Below are 17,341 nucleotides of genomic sequence, written 5' to 3' on the forward strand. Positions count from 1 at the left end.
GCCGGAGGAGAAGTAGTGACCGAGTCCGTGATCAAGGCCGAGCCGCGCGAGCCCGCCGCCGGCAAGCCGTTCCTGGAGCTCAAGAACCTGCAGGTGCACTTCCCGACCGACGACGGTCTGGTGAAGGCGGTTAACGGCCTGAGCTTCACCCTGGAACGCGGCAAGACGCTGGGAATCGTCGGCGAGTCCGGCTCCGGCAAGAGTGTGTCCAGCCTGGCCATCATGGGCCTGCACAAGGGCAGCCGGGCCAAGGTGAGCGGTGAGATCTGGCTGGACGGCGCCGAGCTGGTATCGATGTCGGTGGAGGAGATCCGCCGGCTGCGGGGCCGTCAGATGTCGATGATCTTCCAGGACCCGCTGTCGGCGATGCACCCGTTCTACAAGGTCGGCGACCAGCTCAGCGAGGCCTACCTGGTGCACAACGACGCCCCGAAGGCGGCGGCCAAGAAGCGGGCCATCGAGCTGCTCGACCGGGTCGGCATCCCGTCCCCGCAGAAGCGGTACGACGACTACCCGCACCAGTTCTCCGGCGGTATGCGGCAGCGCGCGATGATCGCGATGGCGCTGATGTGCGACCCGTCGCTGCTGATCGCCGACGAGCCGACCACCGCGCTGGACGTCACCGTGCAGGCGCAGATCCTGGACCTGATGCTGGATCTGCAGAAGGAGTTCAACTCCGCGATCATCATGATCACCCACGACCTCGGCGTGGTCGCGCAGATGACCCAGGACGTGGTGGTGATGTACGGCGGCCGCGTCGTCGAGGCCGGCAACGTCCGGGACATCTTCTACCGGCCGGAGATGCCCTACACCTGGGGTCTGCTCGGCTCGATCCCGAAGGTGAACCGCAGCGGCGACGCGAGGCTCAAGTCGATTCGCGGTACTCCGCCGTCGCTGATCAACCTGCCCAAGGGCTGCCCGTTCCAGCCGCGCTGCGACTACCAGCAGCACGTCGTGGGGCACTCGTGTGCCAACGAGCTGCCGGAGCTGCTGCAGGTGGACACCAACGGGCACCGGGTCCGCTGCCACATCGACGGCGAGAAGCGGAAGCAGTTGTTCGCCGAGCAGATCAAGCCGAACCTGTGAAGCGCGAGGAGCGATCGTGAGTACGACGACATCGGCGGACGAGGCGTCGGTCGCGGAGTCCAAGCCGGGCGAGCTGCTGCTCGAGACCACCGGTCTGCAGCGGTACTTCCCGGTCACCCGGGGCATCGTCTTCCAGAAGCAGACCGGTGCGGTGAAGGCGGTCGACGGGGTCGATCTGGCCATCCACGCCGGCGAGACGGTGGGCGTGGTCGGTGAGTCCGGATGTGGGAAGACCACTACCGGGCGGCTGGTGACCAGGCTGGACGAGCCCACCGGCGGGACGATCAAGTTCCTCGGCGAGGACATCACCCACCTGAACCGGGCCAAGATGCGGCCGCACCGCCGCGAGATCCAGATGATCTTCCAGGACCCGTTCTCCTCGCTGAACCCGCGGCAGACGGTCGGCGCCATCATCTCGGCGCCGTTCGACATCCAGAAGGTGAAGAGCGAGGGCGGGACGAAGAAGGCCGTCCAGGGCCTGATGGAACGGGTCGGGCTGAACCCGGAGCACTACAACCGCTACCCGCACGAGTTCTCGGGCGGCCAGCGGCAGCGCATCGGCGTCGCCCGGGCCCTGGCCCTGCGGCCCCGGCTGATCGTCTGCGACGAGCCCGTCTCGGCGCTGGACGTGTCGATCCAGGCCCAGATCGTCAACCTGCTGGAGGACCTGCAGGACGAGTTCGGGCTGGCCTACCTGTTCATCGCCCACGACCTGTCGGTGATCCGGCACATCTCGGACCGGGTTGCGGTGATGTACCTGGGCAAGGTGGTGGAGACCGCCGAGCGCGACGAGCTCTACAACCATGCCCGGCACCCGTACACGCACGCCCTGTTGTCGGCGGTCCCCGAAGCCGACCCGGACGCAGCGCTCGACCGCGAGCGCATCCGGCTCACCGGGGACGTGCCGAGCCCTCTCAATCCGCCGTCGGGTTGCCGGTTCCGGACCCGGTGCTGGAAGGCCCAGGAGATCTGCGCCGAGCAGGAACCGCCGCTCGTCCAGATCGGCGCCCCCGGTCACAAAGCGGCCTGTCATTTCCCGGAGGAACGCGATGTGATCTGAGCATTACGGACAGCATTCGTGAGATTGAGGCACGGCACTGAATGGGTCACGATCCGGTCAAACCGGCTGAACTCGATTGCGCCACTTGTGAATACGTGAGTTGATCACCGCGACATTGAGGAAGAGAACTTTCTTCAAGCCGCCGTGACCCGGCGTCGATTGTCATTTACAGGAAGGAACACTGGCCATGGAGCACGTCAAGCGAACCGGGGTGGCGATCGCCGCGGGGTTCGCCCTGACCCTGACGGCAGCAGCCTGCGGCGGGGACGAAGGGGGCAGTAGCACCCCGAGCGGGCAAGACACGGCCGGTGCCAAGGGGGGCACCGTCACCGTTTACCACGTGAACGACGTGGAACACCTCGACCCCGCGCGTAACTTCGTCACCGACTCCCAGATGATCGGCAAGCTGATCACCAGGACGCTGACGGACTACCGGTACGACGCGAAGGCGAAGAAGATCATCCTGGAGAAGGATCTCGCCGAGAGCTACGAGTCCAGCCCGGACTTCAAGACCTGGACCTTCAAGCTGAAGGACGGCCTCAAGTACGAGGACGGCACGCCGGTCAAGGCGGCCGACATCAAGTACAACGCCGAGCGCTCGTTCTCGGCCGACATGGCCGAGGGTGCGCCGTACGCGCACGAGTACCTCGACTGCCCGGGCTACAAGGGTCCGTACGTCGCCGGCAACAACGGCGGCAAGGGCTGCACCGCGATGGAGGTGCCGGACGACAAGACCATCATCTTCAAGCTGAACCGCCCGGTCGCGTCGTTCGACGGTACCGCGAGCATGAAGGTCTTCTCGCCGGTCCCGGCGGCCAAGGACACCAAGACCGCGTACGACAACCACCCGGTTTCGACCGGTCCGTACAAGATCGAGACCTACACCCGCAAGAAGCAGCTCGTGCTGGTCCGCAACGACCAGTGGGACCAGAAGACGGACCCGCTGCGCAACGCGCTGCCGGACAAGTTCATCTTCAAGTTCGGTGACGCCGAGGCGACCGTCGACCAGCGGCTGATCGCGGACGGCACCGCCGACAAGAGCTCGGTGAGCTTCGCCGGTGTGCAGCCGGAGAACATCGCCAAGACGAACCAGGCGAACGTCAAGGACCGCGTGGTCGAGGGCACCGACATCTGCCGCCGCTACATCGCGTTCAACGAGCAGAAGCCGCTGCTGAAGAACCAGAAGCTGCGCGAGGCGCTGTACTACGGCCTCGACCGCACCAGCTACCGCGACGGTCGCGGTGGCGAGCGGCTCGCCGCGGTGGTCGACTCGATCATTCCGCAGGACATGGAGGGCTACAAGGCGGAGGAGCACTTCAAGGCTCCGCCGGAGGGTGACCCGGCGAAGGCCAAGCAGCTGCTGACCGAGTCCGGTTACAAGGGCGAGAAGCTGGTTCTGGGTACGGCGGACTCCGGTCTGGCCGTCAAGGCTGCCGAGGCCGCGCAGGCGTCCTGGAAGGCCGTCGGGATCAACGTCGACATCCGGAAGATCCCGGGTGACAACTACTACTCGACCCAGCAGCAGGACTCCGGCGCGACCGATCTGATCACCGCGGGCTGGTGCTACGACTGGGCGAGCCTGACGACGATCGTTCCGTCCGTCCTCGGCGCGGACACGACCGCTCCGAACAAGGCCGCGCAGAACAACTACGCGCGTAGCAACGCCGGTTGGGACAAGCTGGCCGAGCTGGCCAAGGAGAGCGACAAGACCAAGATCGAGTCCGGTCTGTCCGACCTGTACGTGGAGATCATGAAGACGGCGCCGCTGGTGCCGACCGTTCAGGACCTCAACGTCTACGTCGTCGGCTCGAACGTCTCCAACGCAGTCGCCGACCCGAACACCGGTGGTCTGCCGGACCTGACCCAGATCGGCCTCAAGCAGGCCGGCTGATCTGAGTCGATCCACAACTGAACAGCAAACCGGAGAGGGCGGTGCCTGGTGGCGCCGCCCTCTTCTGCTGTCCCCGGCCAGCCGCACGGGTCAGTTGTATGGGTCATCTGTATGGGTTGTACCTGGTGACGGACCGTGCCGGGCGAAACAATTTTCTCCTCGAATCCTTGGTGAGGAGTGCGCGATGCCGGTCTACCAGGTCGTCCCGGCGGTGGTCGGGGACGACGCCGCCCCGGAGCTCGTCTGCGACGTCTACGAGCTGGGTGAGCGGCGCCGTACGCCGGTGGCCGTCAAGGAGCTCACCAGCCGTCAGATCGCGATCGGCCGGATGATGTCGACCGGCGCCAAGGACGCGGCGATCGCCCGCGAGCTGGGTCTGTCGCTGCGCACCGTCCGGGCCGAGATCAGCGCGCTGATCGCCGGTCTCGGGGCCAAGTCCCGGTTCCAGGCCGGCTGCCTGCTGGTCCGCCGCTTCGGCTGAGCCCGCGCTCCTGCGCCGGGCTTTCTGTCGGCGGCCCGACGTAGGCTTTCGGCATGAGTGAGCTTCCTGATCGCCGGCTGCTGCTGGTGCACGCCCACCCCGACGACGAGACGATCAACAACGGTGTGACGATGGCGCGGTACGTCGCCGAGGGCGCCGGTGTCACGTTGATCACCTGCACGCTCGGCGAGGAGGGTGAGGTGCTCGTCCCGGAGCTCACCCACCTGGCCTCGGACCAGAGCGACCAGCTCGGTGAGCACCGGATCGGCGAGCTCGCGAGCGCGATGGCCGAGCTCGGCGTCACCGACCACCGGTTCCTCGGCGCGCCCGGGAAGTACCGCGATACCGGGATGATCTACAACTCCGAAGGTAACGCCGACGTCCCGCCGCAGACCCGGTCGGACAGCTTCTGGCAAGCCGACCTGCTCTCGGCGGCGAACGATCTGATCCCGGTGATCCGGGAGATCCGGCCCCAGGTGCTGGTGACCTACGACCAGTACGGGAACTACGGCCACCCCGACCACATCCAGGCCCACCGCGTCGCGACGTACGCGGCGGCGCTGGCCGGTGCTTCGTCATACCGGGAGGACCTGGGGGAGGCCTGGGACATTCCGAAGATCTACTGGAACGCGATGGCCGAGTCGAGCCTGCGGGACAGCCTGCGGAAGCTGCGCGAGTCCGGTGACACCACGACCTTCGAGGGGATGGATCCGGAGGGCCCGCTGGGGCCGTTCGTCACCCCGGACCGGTTCCTGGACTGCGTGATCGACGCCGGGCAGTACATCGACCAGAAGATGAACGCGATGAAGGCGCACGCCACCCAGATCACCGTCGACGGCCCGTTCTTCGCACTGTCGAACAACAACGGCAACGAGATCTGGGGCTCGGAGGCCTACCGCCTGGTCAAGGGCACCGCCGCACCGGGTCCGGACGGCCTCGAGCACGACCTGTTCGCCGGCCTCTGACCCACCGCAGGCACGGCGGCCCGGCGCGGGCCACAGTAGGCTGCTGGGGTGTCGGGTTCGGAGGCGAGTGGGAGCGTGGCGCCTGCGGAGTTCCGTGCGGCGCTGGGCCGGTTCGCGTCCGGCATCACGATCATGAGCACGCTGCAGGACGGCGTCGCGCACGCGATGACCGCGAACGCGTTCACCTCGGTCTCGCTCGACCCGCCGCTGGTGCTGGTCTGCGTCGACAAGGGCGTCCGGATGCACGCCGCCGTACTGGAGTGCGGCTACTGGGCGGTGTCGGTGCTCGCCGGGGACCAGCAGCCGATCGCCGACCGGTTCGCCCGCTCCGGGCGCGACCTTTACACCCAGTTCGACGGCATCGGCACCACGCCCGGCCCGAAGACCGGCTGTCCGGTGATCGAACGCTCGCTCTCCTGGCTGGAGTGCCGGACCTGGGCGACGTACGACGGCGGCGATCACACGATCGTGGTCGGCGAGGTGCTGAGTCTCGGCGTACCAGCATCAGGTGATCACGGAGCGTTGATCTACTACATCGGCGGTTACCGAGAGCTACCGCACGAGTGAGGGCCGGGGCTGCCCCGTGGGTCGGACTGGGCTTCCCCGTCCCGTAGGATGTGCCCTTGTGCCCCGTGCGGGCGCGGCCCGACAACGGCTCGAGCAGGAGGACTTCGTCCGGTGGGGAGACAGCAGCTCGCGGGGATCATCGCCGCGGCGGGGCTTGGTGTGCTCGTGGTGGGCTACGGAGCAGCCTTCGCGTTCGCCGGTGACAGGATCCCGGGTGACACCACCGTGCTCGGCGTCCCGGTCGGCGGGTTGTCCGAGGCTGACGCGAAGACCAAGCTCGAGGCCGGCCTGAAGGACCGGCTGGCCCAGCCGATCACACTGAAGGCGGGCGAGTCGTCGTACAAGGTCGATCCCGTCGAGGCTGGGCTCAGCGTGGACGTGGACGCCACCGTCGACGCCGCGGGCGCGGGGCGCAGCCTGGCCCCGGGCCACATCTGGCATAACCTGACCGGCGGCGACGAGATCCAGCCGGTGATCAAGAAGGACGACGCGAAGCTGCAGGCGGCCGTCGCCAAGCTCGCGACCCAGGTGAACCGGCAGGCCACCGACGGCACGATCACCTTCAAGGGCGCCAAGCCGGTCCAGCACGCGCCGGCCGACGGCCTGCAGCTGGACAACGCGAAGGCGACCAGCACGCTGCTCGCCGCGTACCCCGCCGACAGCACTCCGGCCGAGCTCGCGGTCACCGTGACCAAGCCGCAGGCCGACGCGGAGGCGATGGCGCGGGCGATGACCGAGTTCGCCGAGCCGGCCATGTCCGGCCCGATCCGGCTGACCGTCGGGTCGAAGTCGGTCGAGCTGACGCCGCGCGAGCTCGCACCCGCGCTCGCGGTGAGCGTCAAGGACGGCCAGATCACCCCGTCGCTGAACGCGAAGACCCTCGAGCCGTTGTTCCAGGAGCGGTTCAAGGCGCTGGAGACGCTGCCGAAAGACGCCACGGTGCAAATCGTCGGCGCCGGACCGAAGGTGATCCCCGCTGTGGAGGGCTTGGTCGTGGACCGGGCCAAGGTCGGCCCGGCCATCCTGTCGGTGCTGCCCAAGCCGGTCGGCGAGCGCCGGGCCCAGGTCGGCCTGGCCCCGACCAAGGCCAAGCTGACCACCGAGGCGGCGACCGCGCTCGGGATCAAGGAGAAGATGGGGGACTTCACCACCCAGTTCCCGCACGCGCCGTACCGCAACGTCAACATCGGCACCGCGGCGCGCAAGATCAACGGCACGCTGCTGAAGCCGGGTGACACGTTCAGCCTGAACAAGATCGTCGGCGAACGGACCAAGGAGAACGGGTTCACCGAGGGCAACATCATCAATGGCGGCAAGTTCGTCCTCGACCTCGGCGGTGGCGTGTCGCAGTCGGCCACCACGACCTTCAACGCCGCGTTCTTCGCCGGCCTGAAGGATGTCGAGCACAAGGCGCACAGTGTCTACATTCCGCGCTACCCGGTCGGCCGGGAGGCGACGGTCGCCTGGCCGTCGGTGGATCTGAAGTTCCTGAACGACTCCGGGCACGGGCTCCTGGTGCAGACGATCTTCAGGGCATCCACGCCGGGTAGCCCGGGCAGCATCCGAGTGGTCATCTGGGGCACAAAGGTGTGGGACATCACGGCTGGGCAGTCGGCGCGGTCCAACCCGCGTGCTCCGAAGATTGTGTACAGCACCGAGGCGAACTGCCGCCCGCAGGCTCCGACCCCCGGTTTCGACATCACGATCTACCGGTACTTCTCGAAGAACGGCGTCCGGGCGAAGACCGAGTCGTTCACCACGAAGTACAACGCGGCCGATGACATCCGCTGCGGCCCGAAGCCGGGTACGACGCCACCGCCGGCGTCCACCACCCCGCCGGGCACGGGCAACCCGACCACGACCACCCGCCCGCCCGGTTAACCCCCCAGTTTGTGGAGCTCGGCGGCGACCTGGTTGAACAGGTCCTCGCCGATCACCGCGCCTTCGCGCCGTACCTCGGCCGGGTCGATCCGGAGCACCCGGTCCAGGCGCACCTCGCTGCGGCGACCGTCGCGGTCCCACGCGCCGCCCCCGATGTCCAGCCAGACCCGGCCCCAGCGGGCTTCGTCGGCGGCGTCCCGGTCGTGGTCCTTGCTGGTCAGGATCAGCGCCAGCAGCCACGGCCCGTCCGACCCGACGACCAGCACCGGCCGGTCCTTGCCCCGGTTGTGGTCCTCCTCGAACGGCACCCAGGTCCAGACGATCTCGCCCGGGTCCGCCACCCCGTCGTCCGGGTGCGGCGTGTACTCGACGTGCACCGTCCCCTCAAAGTCCCCCGCGTACTCAGGCCGCTCCGCCACATGATCCGCCATGGGATCCGAGGTTAGCGGTTGGTCAGATAGCGGTAGCGGTAGGCGGGCTGGTAGCCGAGGTGCTGGTAGGCCGTCACGGCGGGTGTGTTCTTCTCCAGGACCTCGAGGTAGGTACGGCGGCCACCGAGCGGCCCTGACCACCGCGCCAGGCCCTGCAGGAGCGCCGTACCGAGGCCACGGCGCCGGTACGACGGGTCCACCCGGATCGCGTCCACACCGAGCCAGTGACCGGTCATCGAGCCCCGCCCGACGGCCACCGCCTTGCCGTCCACCGTGATCGAGGCGAACACGGCCTTCGGTGCGCCCTCCATCACGGTCGGGGCGGGCTCGGGCACCGGCCCGTCGAAGGCGGCCGCGTACCAGGCCGGATCGGGTTGCTCCGCGACCAGTACGTCGTACGCCGGAGCAGCGTTCACGTGGTCGAGCGTGGTGTGCATGACCAGTACGTCGGACTGGCCGGGGCGGGCGTCGATCCACCCGCAGGACCGGAACTCCGCCTCCTCGGGGCTGCCGAGCCGGACCAGCGCCAGCGGCGGCAGTCCGCGCTCGTCGTAGAAGGCTTCAGCGTGCTTGAGCGCCTCGGCCACCGGCATCCCGGGGTCGCCCGCGGGCAGCAGCGAGTTGGCCCGGCCGGTCCAGCCTGACGATGCCCGCAGCAACCACTCCCCGAGGTACGTCGTCTCGACCGCAGGCCGGCCGAGGGCGGTGGTCAGGAACAGCTGCTCCACGTCGACCGGCCGCAGCGGCAGCTCCGGGATCGTTTTCGCCGCCGTCACATCGCTGACACGAATCTCGTGCAGACTGCTGTCAGCGTGCCGAACGACAAGGCCCTCCGGGTCCCCGGACTGGAGGACACCGATCACGTCGGTCAGGCCACCGGGGATCCGGTGCCGGACGACGACACGGTGGCCGATATCACGGGCCCTGAAGCCTGACACGATGCGGACTCCTGGCAGAGTGGGCGAAGTATTACCGTGATACTAGATACCTGCATCACAGCATCGCAGCACCCCAAGACCAGCGCTGCGCTTGCCTGTCATAGGAGGAGTAGCAGTGACCTACGTCATCGCGCAGCCGTGTGTTGACCTGAAGGACCTCGCCTGTGTCGAGGAATGCCCTGTCGACTGCATCTACGAGGGCAACCGGATGCTGTACATCCACCCCGACGAATGCGTCGACTGCGGAGCTTGCGAGCCGGTCTGCCCGGTCGAGGCGATCTACTACGAAGACGACACGCCGGAGCAGTGGAAGGACTACTACACGGCGAACGTCGACTTCTTCAACGACCTCGGCTCCCCGGGTGGCGCGTCCAAGCTCGGCAAGATCGACAAGGACCACCCGTTCATCGCAGCCCTGCCGCCGCAGGAGCACGACGAGTAAGTAATCAGCTACAGAGCGAGGCGGGGCGCCGGTGGTGCCCCGCCTCGCGCCTGTTGGCGGGCGGCTACTGCTCGACGACGTCCACGTGGACGTGGTCGAGGTGGCGGAGGATCGTGGGGTCTCCGGAGCGGGCGGGTGGGGTGTAGTCGCGCCAGCCGCTGTCGGAGCGACGGCCGGCGGTCCAGATCTTGTCGCTGAAGATGACGGTGCGGATGTTCAGCAGCTCCGCGCGGGCGACCAGGTACTGCGCCATCGCCCAGCCCTTGGTCGTGTTCGCCGCCGAGATCGGCCGCACGAACACGTCCACCGCCCGGCCCTCGTAGTGCGCCGAGCCCTCCATGTGCCCGGACCGGATCCCGCCCGGCGCGTACCCGCCGGTCGACAGCTTCCCGAACGTCTCCAGCAGATCCCGCCGTACGGCGTCCGCCCGCGGCGTCAGCCCGTTCCGGCCCAACGTCTCCGCAGCGACCGTGTCGGGGTCGACGGTGCAGCTGAACACAGCCTTCGACTGCCCGGTCAACGCCGAGGCGAGGATCCGCGCATCGGCCTCGTGATCCGCGTATGCGTTCGGGAACGCGCTGCGCTGGACCCGGTCCGCCGCCACCGTCACGGAGAGCGTCTGGTAGTTCCTGATCTTCACCAGCGCGTCGTAGAACTTCCCCGCTGCGTAATGCGGGTCCCGCACCTGGGCCGCCGTACCCCAGCCCTGGGAGGGCCGCTGCTGGAACAGCCCAAGTGAGTCCCGGTCGCCGTGGGCCAGGTTCCGCAGGCCCGACTCCTGGTACGCCGTCGCCAGCGCGATCGTCGCCGCCCGCGCCGGCAGCCCCCGCCGTACGGCGACTCCCGCGATGAGCGCGGCGTTCTCAGCCTGCTCCAGGTCTAGTACGACGGTCGCGCCGCTGACCGTGGCCTCGCACTGCTCCTTCGGCGGCAGCAGCGACGGGAGGTCCTGGTCACCGACCCAGTTGATCGCGGCGCCGACGGCCAGCGCGAGCGCACCAATGGCGCCCACGGCGATGACGGCACCCCGCTTTATCGGCATACCGCTCCCAACGTTCGGGAGCGGGGCCGGGGTTCCTGACGATGGGTCACGAAGTGGTTGACGCGCTGGACCTGCCGCTGGTTCACGCGTTGGCGTGCAGAGCCTCGTTCAGCGTGATGCCCTCACCTGTGCGCGGCCGGGCCTCGACGGCGCCGGTGACCGAGTTGCGCAGGTACAGCAGGCCCGGCTGGCCGGACAGCTCCCGCGCCTTCACCACGCTGCCGTCCGGCAGGGTGACCTTGGTGCCGGCCGTCACGTACAGTCCGGCCTCGACCACGCAGTCGTCGCCGAGCGAGATCCCGGTGCCGCCGTTCGCGCCGAGCAGGCAGCGCTTGCCGATCGACACGACCTGCGTGCCGCCGCCGGACAGCGTGCCCATGATCGAGGAACCCGCGCCGATGTCGCTGCCGTCGTCCACCACGACCCCGGCCACGATCCGGCCTTCGACCATCGACGTACCGAGGGTGCCGGCGTTGAAGTTGATGAAGCCCTCGTGCATCACGGTCGTCCCGGCGGCCACGTGCGCGCCGAGCCGGACCCGGTCCGCGTCGCCGATCCGGACCCCGCTCGGTACGACGTAGTCCGTCATCCGGGGGAATTTGTCGACACTCGTGACGGTCAGGTACTGCCCGGCCGCCCGCGCCCGCAGCCGGACCTGCTCGATCTGGTCGACCGGGACTGGGCCGAGCGACGTCCACGCGTTGTTCGGCAGGGCGCCGAAGATGCCGTCCAGGTTCACGCCGTGTGGGCGAACCAGCCGGTGCGACAGCAGGTGCAGGCGCAGGTAAGCGTCGGCGGTGCTGCCGTCCGGGGCCTCGTCGAGCGTGACCTCGGCCGACACGACCTCACGCCGTACCTGCCGCAGCTCGTCGTTGCCCTCGGCGGCGATCAACTCAGCCGGCGCCTTCGCGTCCGCCGGCTTGGTGCCGAGCTCAGGAGCCGGGAACCAGACATCGAGCACAGACCCGGCAGCAGTGACGGTCGCGAGGCCAAAGCCCCAAGCATGCGTGGCGTTCATACCCCAAAGCCTGCCAGACCCCGCGAAGTACCTGCCAACCAGGCCATTCTGTGGTCCTCCGTTGCCGCCTGGTTAATCGCGGGCGGTGGTGCTGCTGCGTGTGGTCTACTCGGCGGATGCTTCCGAGGTGGCTTGAGGTGGTTGCTGGTCCTTTGGTGGAGGCGACCGAGGCGCCCGCGGTTGGGGCGTTGCATGGGGAGCTGCTCAGGCAGTGGGGGTCGTCGGAGGTTTGGCGGCTGTCTTTCGGGCTGCGGAGTGTGATTGCGAAGCGGGGGACGGACGGGCAAGCCGACGAGGCGCGTGCCTACGAGCGGTTCGTCGTACCGCTTGGTCTGCCGGCGCCTCGGTTGATCCACGAGCATCGCGACGGCGACGCGGGCGTGATGATCCTGGCGGATGTCGGGCGGGTGACGCTGGAGCAGGAGCCGAGTGCCGACGGGTTCGCCGCCGCGGCCGAGCTCCTCGCGACGATCCGCCGGCAACCGGTGGACGGCGCGAGCGAGTTTCCGGCGGAGCGGGTGAAGGAGCTCGCGGACCGGATCGGCCGGATCGAGTTCGACCTCGCGCCGCTGGCCGAGGCGTTGGCCGCGTTGCACCGGGACGCGCCGACAGCGGTCGTGCACGGCGACTTCGTGCCGAAGAACCTGGTGACGGACGGCACGCGCTGGACCGCGATCGACTGGCCGGGCGCCTACCTGGCGCCGCACCTCAGCGACCTCTACACGCTGATCCGCGATGCCGTTGCCCTCGGCCACGACCGCGGACCGATCGTCGCCCGCTACCTCGGAGCCACCGGTGCCGATCCGGCGCTGGTCGACCGGCAGCTGCTCGTCGGCGGCGGCTGCTTCTACCTCATCGCGCTGCGCTTCATCGTCGAGGAGGGCCTGCGAACGATCCCCGAGTCCAAGAACTGGATCGACGGCCTGCTCACCGAGCTGGAAGACGTGGTGGCGCAACTGTCATGAAGCTCCTCGTGCTCGGCGGCACCAAGAACCTCGGCCGCCACGTGGTCGAGACCGCACTCCGCGACGGTCACGACGTCACCCTCTTCAACCGCGGCCTCACCAACCCGTCGCTGTTTCCGGAAGTCCGTCGACTGAGCGGCTCGCGGTCCCAGCCGGGCGCACTGGCGGCGGGGGAGTGGGACGGCGTGATCGACATGTCCGGCTTCCTGGTTCATGACGTACGGCGCTCCGCCGAGCTGCTCCGGGACCGCGCCGGCCACTACACGTACATGTCGTCGATCGCGGTCTACGCCAGCAAGATCACCCCCGGGATGACGGAGGACTCCGCGTTGCTCCCGTGGCCGGACGGCGCGCCAGAGGACCGCTTCACCATGGACCTCTACGGCCCCTCCAAGGTCCGCTGCGAGTCCTTGCTCAACGCCCAGTTCGGCGACCACACCTCAGCGGTCCGCTCCGGGTTCGTCGTCGGCCCCTACAACCCCGACTTCGGCAACTGGGGCGAGGCGCTCGCTCACGGCAAGCCCCTCGGGTGCGCCGCCCGCCCCAACCAGCCCATCCAGTACGTCGACGCCCGCGACCTGGCCGCCTTCCTGCTGCACATCACGGTCAACCGCATCCCGGGCCCGTTCAACGCGGTCGGCCGCTCCACCACCATGGCGGACTTGGCCGACGCCTGGCGTTCCGTCGTACCCGATCCACCCGCGATCGACTGGTCACCGGCCGAGGACCGCTTCCACCTGCCACACGACGGCTCCAACGACGGCACCTTCCAGCTCGACAACTCCCGTGCCCTCGCCGCCGGCCTGACCCTCCGCGCCGACACCGAGATCGCCCGGGACTACGTCGCCTGGGTCCAAGCAGGGAACACGCCGCCCCCACCCCCACACTGATACGTAGCATTGCGCAGGTGATCATCGAGACAGGTGGAGGTCCGGTCGGCGGCCGGACGAGCCCGAGCGGCGTCGGTTTCAGCAGCGTCAACGCGACCCGGTACTCCGGTACGACGGGCGGTCGCCAGGAGGCTGCGCTCCAGGCAGGTGACCACGTGGTGCGGCCGGGGGACCGGCTGCGGTACCTCATCTACCCGGAGCTCGACGTGCAGCTCGAGTACTCCGCGACGTACGCCGCTGTGGACCTGGTCTTCACCGACGGCGGCCGCCTGTCGGAGCTCGGCGTACTGGACCAGTACGGGATGCCGTTCGACGCCGCCGGTCAGGGCACGGCCAAGATCCTGTACGCGAACCAGTGGAACGACGTCCAGGTCGACCTCACCGCGGCCGCCGGGCGCACCGTCGACCAGGTGGTCCTGACTGTCGACGCGCCGGACTCCGGCACGGAGTTCGAGGGCTGGATCGACGACCTGGAGCTGGGCCCGGCGCCGGCGCGACTGGACGGCTCGGACCTGACGGCGTACGTCGACACCCGGCGCGGCACCAACGCCAGCCACGACTTCTCCCGCGGCAACACGCTGCCGATCACCGCCTGGCCGAACGGCTTCAACTTCCTCACCCCGGTGACGGACGCCTCGACCCACCGCTGGCCGTACGAGTACCACCGGGCCAACAACGCCGACAACCGCCCCGAGCTCCAGGGCCTGAGCTTCTCGCACCAGCCGAGCCCGTGGATGGGCGACCGCGACCAGCTGTCGATCATGCCCGTGGCAGCCGCCGAACCGCTCGGCGACCCGGCCGCCCGCGCCGCCGCCTTCAGCCACGATGACGAGATCGCCCGCCCGGATCTCTACTCGGTCCGGCTCGCGAACGGCGTCAGCGCCGAACTCGCGCCGACCGACCACGGCGCGATCTTCCGCTTCACCTTCCCTGCGGACGCCGCCGGACGGCACCTGATCTTCGTCACCATCGACGAGCACGGCTTCTTCGAGTACGACGGAACCGCGCTGACCGGCTGGGTCGAAAACGGCTCGGAGTTCGGGCGCACCCGGATGTACTGCTACGGCGTCTTCTCGCATGCGCCCGCTGATTTCGGTCCGACGGTCGGCGGCCGAGACAACGCCCGTGCGGTCAGCTTCGAGGCGATCGACGAGGTCACCCTGCGGATCGCGACGTCCTTCATCGGCGTCGACCAGGCCGCGCACAACCTCGAGCTCGAACTCGCCGACCGCTCCTTCGACGACATCCGGCAGGCCGCCAACGCCGCCTGGAACGAGCGCCTGCAGGTGATCCGGCCCGAGGGTGCGACCGAGCCGCAGCTGCGCACGGTCTACGGCAGCCTCTACCGCCTCAACCTCTACCCGAACTCCCATTTCGAGAACGCGGGCACTTCCGACCAGCCCTCATATCGCTACGCGAGCCCTGTGGTTCCGGTAGAAGGTACGGCGACCAACCGCGAGACCAACGCGGTCGTCAAGCCCGGCAAGATGTACGTGAACAGCGGCTTCTGGGACACCTACCGCACCGCCTGGCCCGCCTACGCGTTCCTGTACCCGGAGCTGGCGGCCGAACTGGTCGACGGCTTCGTCCAGCAGTACCGCGACGGCGGCTGGATCGCCCGCTGGTCCTCCCCGGGGTACGCCGACTGCATGACGGGCACCAGCTCCGACGTCGCCTTCGCCGACGCATACCTGCGCGGTGTGCCGCTGCCTGACCCACTGGCGACGTACGACGCCGGTCTGCGGAACGCGACTGTCGCCTCCCCAGCGACCGAGGTGGGGCGCAAGGGTGCGGAGACCGGCTTCTTCGCCGGCTACGTCAGCACCGACACCGAGGAAAGCGTGTCGTGGGCGCTCGAGGCGTACCTCAACGACTTCGGTCTGGCCGCGATGGCCTCGCGGCTGGCGGACGACCCGTCCGTGCCCGACGAACGACGGGCCCGCTTGCGCGAGGAAGCGTCGTACCTGCGTCGTCGCTCGCTGAACTACGTGCTGCTGTTCGACCCGGCGATTGACTTCTTCCAGGGGCGGCGGCCGGACGGGCAGTTCGCCAAGACGCCGGACGAGTTCGACCCGTGTGAGTGGGGCGGCGACTTCACCGAGACCTGCGGCTGGAACTTCGCGTTCCACGTCGCCCACGACCCTCGGGGCCTGGCCAACCTGTACGGCGGGCCGCGTGGGCTGGAGGCGAAGCTCGACGAGTTCTTCGCCACGCCGGAGCTCGCGGTGAAGAAGGGCACCTACTCGATCGTCATCCACGAGATGCTCGAGGCGCAGGCCGTCCGGATGGGGCAGTTCGGCTTCAGCAACCAGCCGGCGCACCACATCGCGTGGATGTACAACTACGCCGGTACGCCGCACAAGACGCAGGCGATCGTCCGTGAGGTGCTGCAGCGGCTGTTCGTGGGGGAGCAGATCGGGCAGGGGTACCCGGGAGACGAGGACAACGGCGAGATGTCGGCGTGGTACCTGTTCGGTGCCCTCGGCATCTATCCGCTCCGGGTCGGGGCGCCGGAGTACGCGATCGGCTCGCCGCTGTTCGCCCGTGTAGTGGTGACGCCTCTCGGTGGGAGTCCGATCGAGATCACTGCGGAGAACCACGAACACCCTTACGTGCAGGACGTTCTGGTCGACGGCAAGCAGTTGCCGGTAGCATCAATCAGTGATCTTGAGCTCCGGTCGGCCCGCCGCATCGAGTTCATCCTCGGCCCGGCCCCATCGGACTGGGCCACCTTGGACACCCCGCCGTCCCTGACTACCGACGACGCGATCCCGACCCCATTGGTCGACCTCATCCCACGCCAGGACCACCCGCTGTTCGACGACACCTCCACTACCTCCATGGTCGTGGACAGCCCTGTCACCTGGTCCCTCCCCGAACCCGGCCTGGCCACCTTCTACACCCTCACCTCCGGCGAGACCACGTCCTCACCTCTCGCATGGCGCCTGGAAGCCTCCACGGACGGCACGACCTGGACCCTCCTAGACGAACGCCACAACGAAACCTTCCCCTGGCCCCACCAAACCCGCCCCTTCCAAATCCCCACCCCCGCCCCCTTCACCCACTACCGCCTAACCACCACCCCCACCCCCCTCACCCAACTAGAACTCCTCCACTAACCCCACCGCCAAACAAGCCAGCCGCCACAAGGACACTGCCACGCGGCGGCTGTCCTTGGCCGCCTGCGGCGGGTATGCGCGCACTGGTGTCCCGCGTCGACGTCGTTGGCGCCGGCCACTGTCTGGGGGTTGGCTAGAAGTACATGAGACCGCTGCGCGGCTGCCTCGGTGACTGTGCTCGCGGCAGCGGTTGTCCTTCCCCGCCGTCGCCGCTGGCGGGCTCACGTCAAGCGCGCCCACCAGATCGGTTGTGACAGTTGAACCGCATCGCGGCGGAACCGCACCGCCGCGTGACAGCAGTTCCTCGGACCACCACCGGCCGCGTGTGCACGCACCGGCGCAGTACGCGAACCCACTGAGCAGGCAGGCCCGGGATATGCACGGACACCACTCCGCGGCAGCTATCACCAGCCAGCGTGGTCGGCATCCCATCGACCGAAGGCGAACCCAACGAAGCCTCCGCTCGATGGCACGATGCGCGTATGACACCAGTACTCCGTCAGCGCTGTCCCACCGTTGCATTCAGCAACGACTCCCACGAGCTTGCCGATGAGAGAGCCACATG

The 17,341-nt window shown here is 68.5% G+C and carries 15 protein-coding genes; 11 read left to right on the plus strand and 4 right to left on the minus strand.

What is annotated here, in order from left to right:
- Positions 1–15 precede the first annotated feature (15 nt).
- The 7 genes from ACIBL3_RS23765 (at position 16) to ACIBL3_RS23795 (ending at position 7,931) form a co-directional block, all read left to right on the plus strand.
- Positions 16–1,086: an ABC transporter ATP-binding protein gene (locus ACIBL3_RS23765; protein ID WP_396355716.1), complete on the plus strand. Its 1,071-nt coding sequence runs from the start codon at positions 16–18 to the stop codon at positions 1,084–1,086.
- Positions 1,087–1,102: 16 nt separating this feature from the next.
- On the plus strand, positions 1,103–2,146 hold the full coding sequence (locus tag ACIBL3_RS23770; protein WP_396355717.1) for an ABC transporter ATP-binding protein: 1,044 nt from the start codon (positions 1,103–1,105) through the stop codon (positions 2,144–2,146).
- A gap of 340 nt (positions 2,147–2,486) precedes the next feature.
- Positions 2,487–4,037, plus strand: a complete 1,551-nt coding sequence (locus ACIBL3_RS23775; RefSeq protein ID WP_396355718.1) for an ABC transporter substrate-binding protein — start codon at positions 2,487–2,489, stop codon at positions 4,035–4,037.
- Positions 4,038–4,221: 184 nt separating this feature from the next.
- Positions 4,222–4,518: a response regulator transcription factor gene (locus ACIBL3_RS23780; protein WP_396355719.1), complete on the plus strand. Its 297-nt coding sequence runs from the start codon at positions 4,222–4,224 to the stop codon at positions 4,516–4,518.
- Positions 4,519–4,571: 53 nt separating this feature from the next.
- Positions 4,572–5,483, plus strand: coding sequence for an N-acetyl-1-D-myo-inositol-2-amino-2-deoxy-alpha-D-glucopyranoside deacetylase (gene mshB, locus ACIBL3_RS23785; RefSeq protein ID WP_396355720.1), 912 nt, complete (start codon positions 4,572–4,574; stop codon positions 5,481–5,483).
- A 48-nt stretch (positions 5,484–5,531) separates the two neighbouring features.
- Positions 5,532–6,050, plus strand: coding sequence for a flavin reductase family protein (locus ACIBL3_RS23790; protein ID WP_396355721.1), 519 nt, complete (start codon positions 5,532–5,534; stop codon positions 6,048–6,050).
- 111 nt (positions 6,051–6,161) lie between these two features.
- Positions 6,162–7,931, plus strand: a complete 1,770-nt coding sequence (locus tag ACIBL3_RS23795; RefSeq protein ID WP_396355722.1) for a VanW family protein — start codon at positions 6,162–6,164, stop codon at positions 7,929–7,931.
- On the opposite strand, the gene ACIBL3_RS23800 is transcribed toward ACIBL3_RS23795, so the two are convergent.
- Both ACIBL3_RS23800 and ACIBL3_RS23805 read right to left on the minus strand, forming a co-directional pair.
- Positions 7,928–8,362 (minus strand): type II toxin-antitoxin system PemK/MazF family toxin, encoded by a 435-nt coding sequence (locus ACIBL3_RS23800; RefSeq protein WP_396355723.1) that lies wholly within the window; start codon positions 8,360–8,362, stop codon positions 7,928–7,930. The genes ACIBL3_RS23795 and ACIBL3_RS23800 overlap by 4 nt on opposite strands.
- 11 nt (positions 8,363–8,373) lie before the next feature.
- On the minus strand, positions 8,374–9,300 hold the full coding sequence (locus tag ACIBL3_RS23805) for a GNAT family N-acetyltransferase (RefSeq protein WP_396355724.1): 927 nt from the start codon (positions 9,298–9,300) through the stop codon (positions 8,374–8,376).
- A gap of 115 nt (positions 9,301–9,415) precedes the next feature.
- Between ACIBL3_RS23805 and fdxA the strand changes: the two genes are divergently transcribed.
- On the plus strand, positions 9,416–9,742 hold the full coding sequence (gene fdxA / locus ACIBL3_RS23810) for a ferredoxin (protein WP_012923087.1): 327 nt from the start codon (positions 9,416–9,418) through the stop codon (positions 9,740–9,742).
- Positions 9,743–9,806: 64 nt separating this feature from the next.
- On the opposite strand, the gene ACIBL3_RS23815 is transcribed toward fdxA, so the two are convergent.
- Positions 9,807–10,784: a hypothetical protein gene (locus tag ACIBL3_RS23815; protein ID WP_396355725.1), complete on the minus strand. Its 978-nt coding sequence runs from the start codon at positions 10,782–10,784 to the stop codon at positions 9,807–9,809.
- Positions 10,785–10,866: 82 nt separating this feature from the next.
- On the minus strand, positions 10,867–11,802 hold the full coding sequence (dapD, locus tag ACIBL3_RS23820) for a 2,3,4,5-tetrahydropyridine-2,6-dicarboxylate N-succinyltransferase (protein ID WP_396355726.1): 936 nt from the start codon (positions 11,800–11,802) through the stop codon (positions 10,867–10,869).
- A gap of 137 nt (positions 11,803–11,939) precedes the next feature.
- Here dapD and ACIBL3_RS23825 point away from each other — a divergent pair, with 137 nt between their 5' ends.
- From ACIBL3_RS23825 to ACIBL3_RS23835, 3 genes are read left to right on the plus strand one after another with little or no spacing between them, the layout of a single operon-like run.
- Complete coding sequence (locus ACIBL3_RS23825) at positions 11,940–12,767, plus strand: phosphotransferase family protein (RefSeq protein ID WP_396355727.1); 828 nt, start codon at positions 11,940–11,942, stop codon at positions 12,765–12,767.
- The gene (locus ACIBL3_RS23830) at positions 12,764–13,657 is read left to right on the plus strand and encodes an NAD-dependent dehydratase (RefSeq protein ID WP_396355728.1); all 894 of its coding nucleotides are present in this window, start codon (positions 12,764–12,766) and stop codon (positions 13,655–13,657) included. The genes ACIBL3_RS23825 and ACIBL3_RS23830 overlap by 4 nt, the downstream gene beginning before the upstream one ends.
- Positions 13,658–13,674: 17 nt before the next feature.
- Positions 13,675–16,776, plus strand: coding sequence for a GH92 family glycosyl hydrolase (locus ACIBL3_RS23835; protein ID WP_396355729.1), 3,102 nt, complete (start codon positions 13,675–13,677; stop codon positions 16,774–16,776).
- Positions 16,777–17,341: the final 565 nt, after the last annotated feature.

Source organism: Kribbella sp. NPDC050124, from assembly GCF_044460355.1.
In the GTDB taxonomy this organism is placed as follows: Bacteria; Actinomycetota; Actinomycetes; order Propionibacteriales; family Kribbellaceae; genus Kribbella.

Excerpts from the sequence above, each read along its gene's own strand:
- ACIBL3_RS23830 (WP_396355728.1), top strand. The coding sequence starts at position 12,764 with ATGAAGCTCCTCGTGCTCGGCGGCACCAAGAACCTCGGCCGCCACGTG.
- ACIBL3_RS23780 (WP_396355719.1), top strand. The coding sequence starts at position 4,222 with ATGCCGGTCTACCAGGTCGTCCCGGCGGTGGTCGGGGACGACGCCGCC.
- dapD (WP_396355726.1), bottom strand. The coding sequence starts at position 11,802 with ATGAACGCCACGCATGCTTGGGGCTTTGGCCTCGCGACCGTCACTGCT.
- mshB (WP_396355720.1), top strand. The coding sequence starts at position 4,572 with ATGAGTGAGCTTCCTGATCGCCGGCTGCTGCTGGTGCACGCCCACCCC.
- ACIBL3_RS23800 (WP_396355723.1), bottom strand. The coding sequence starts at position 8,362 with ATGGCGGATCATGTGGCGGAGCGGCCTGAGTACGCGGGGGACTTTGAG.
- ACIBL3_RS23815 (WP_396355725.1), bottom strand. The coding sequence starts at position 10,784 with ATGCCGATAAAGCGGGGTGCCGTCATCGCCGTGGGCGCCATTGGTGCG.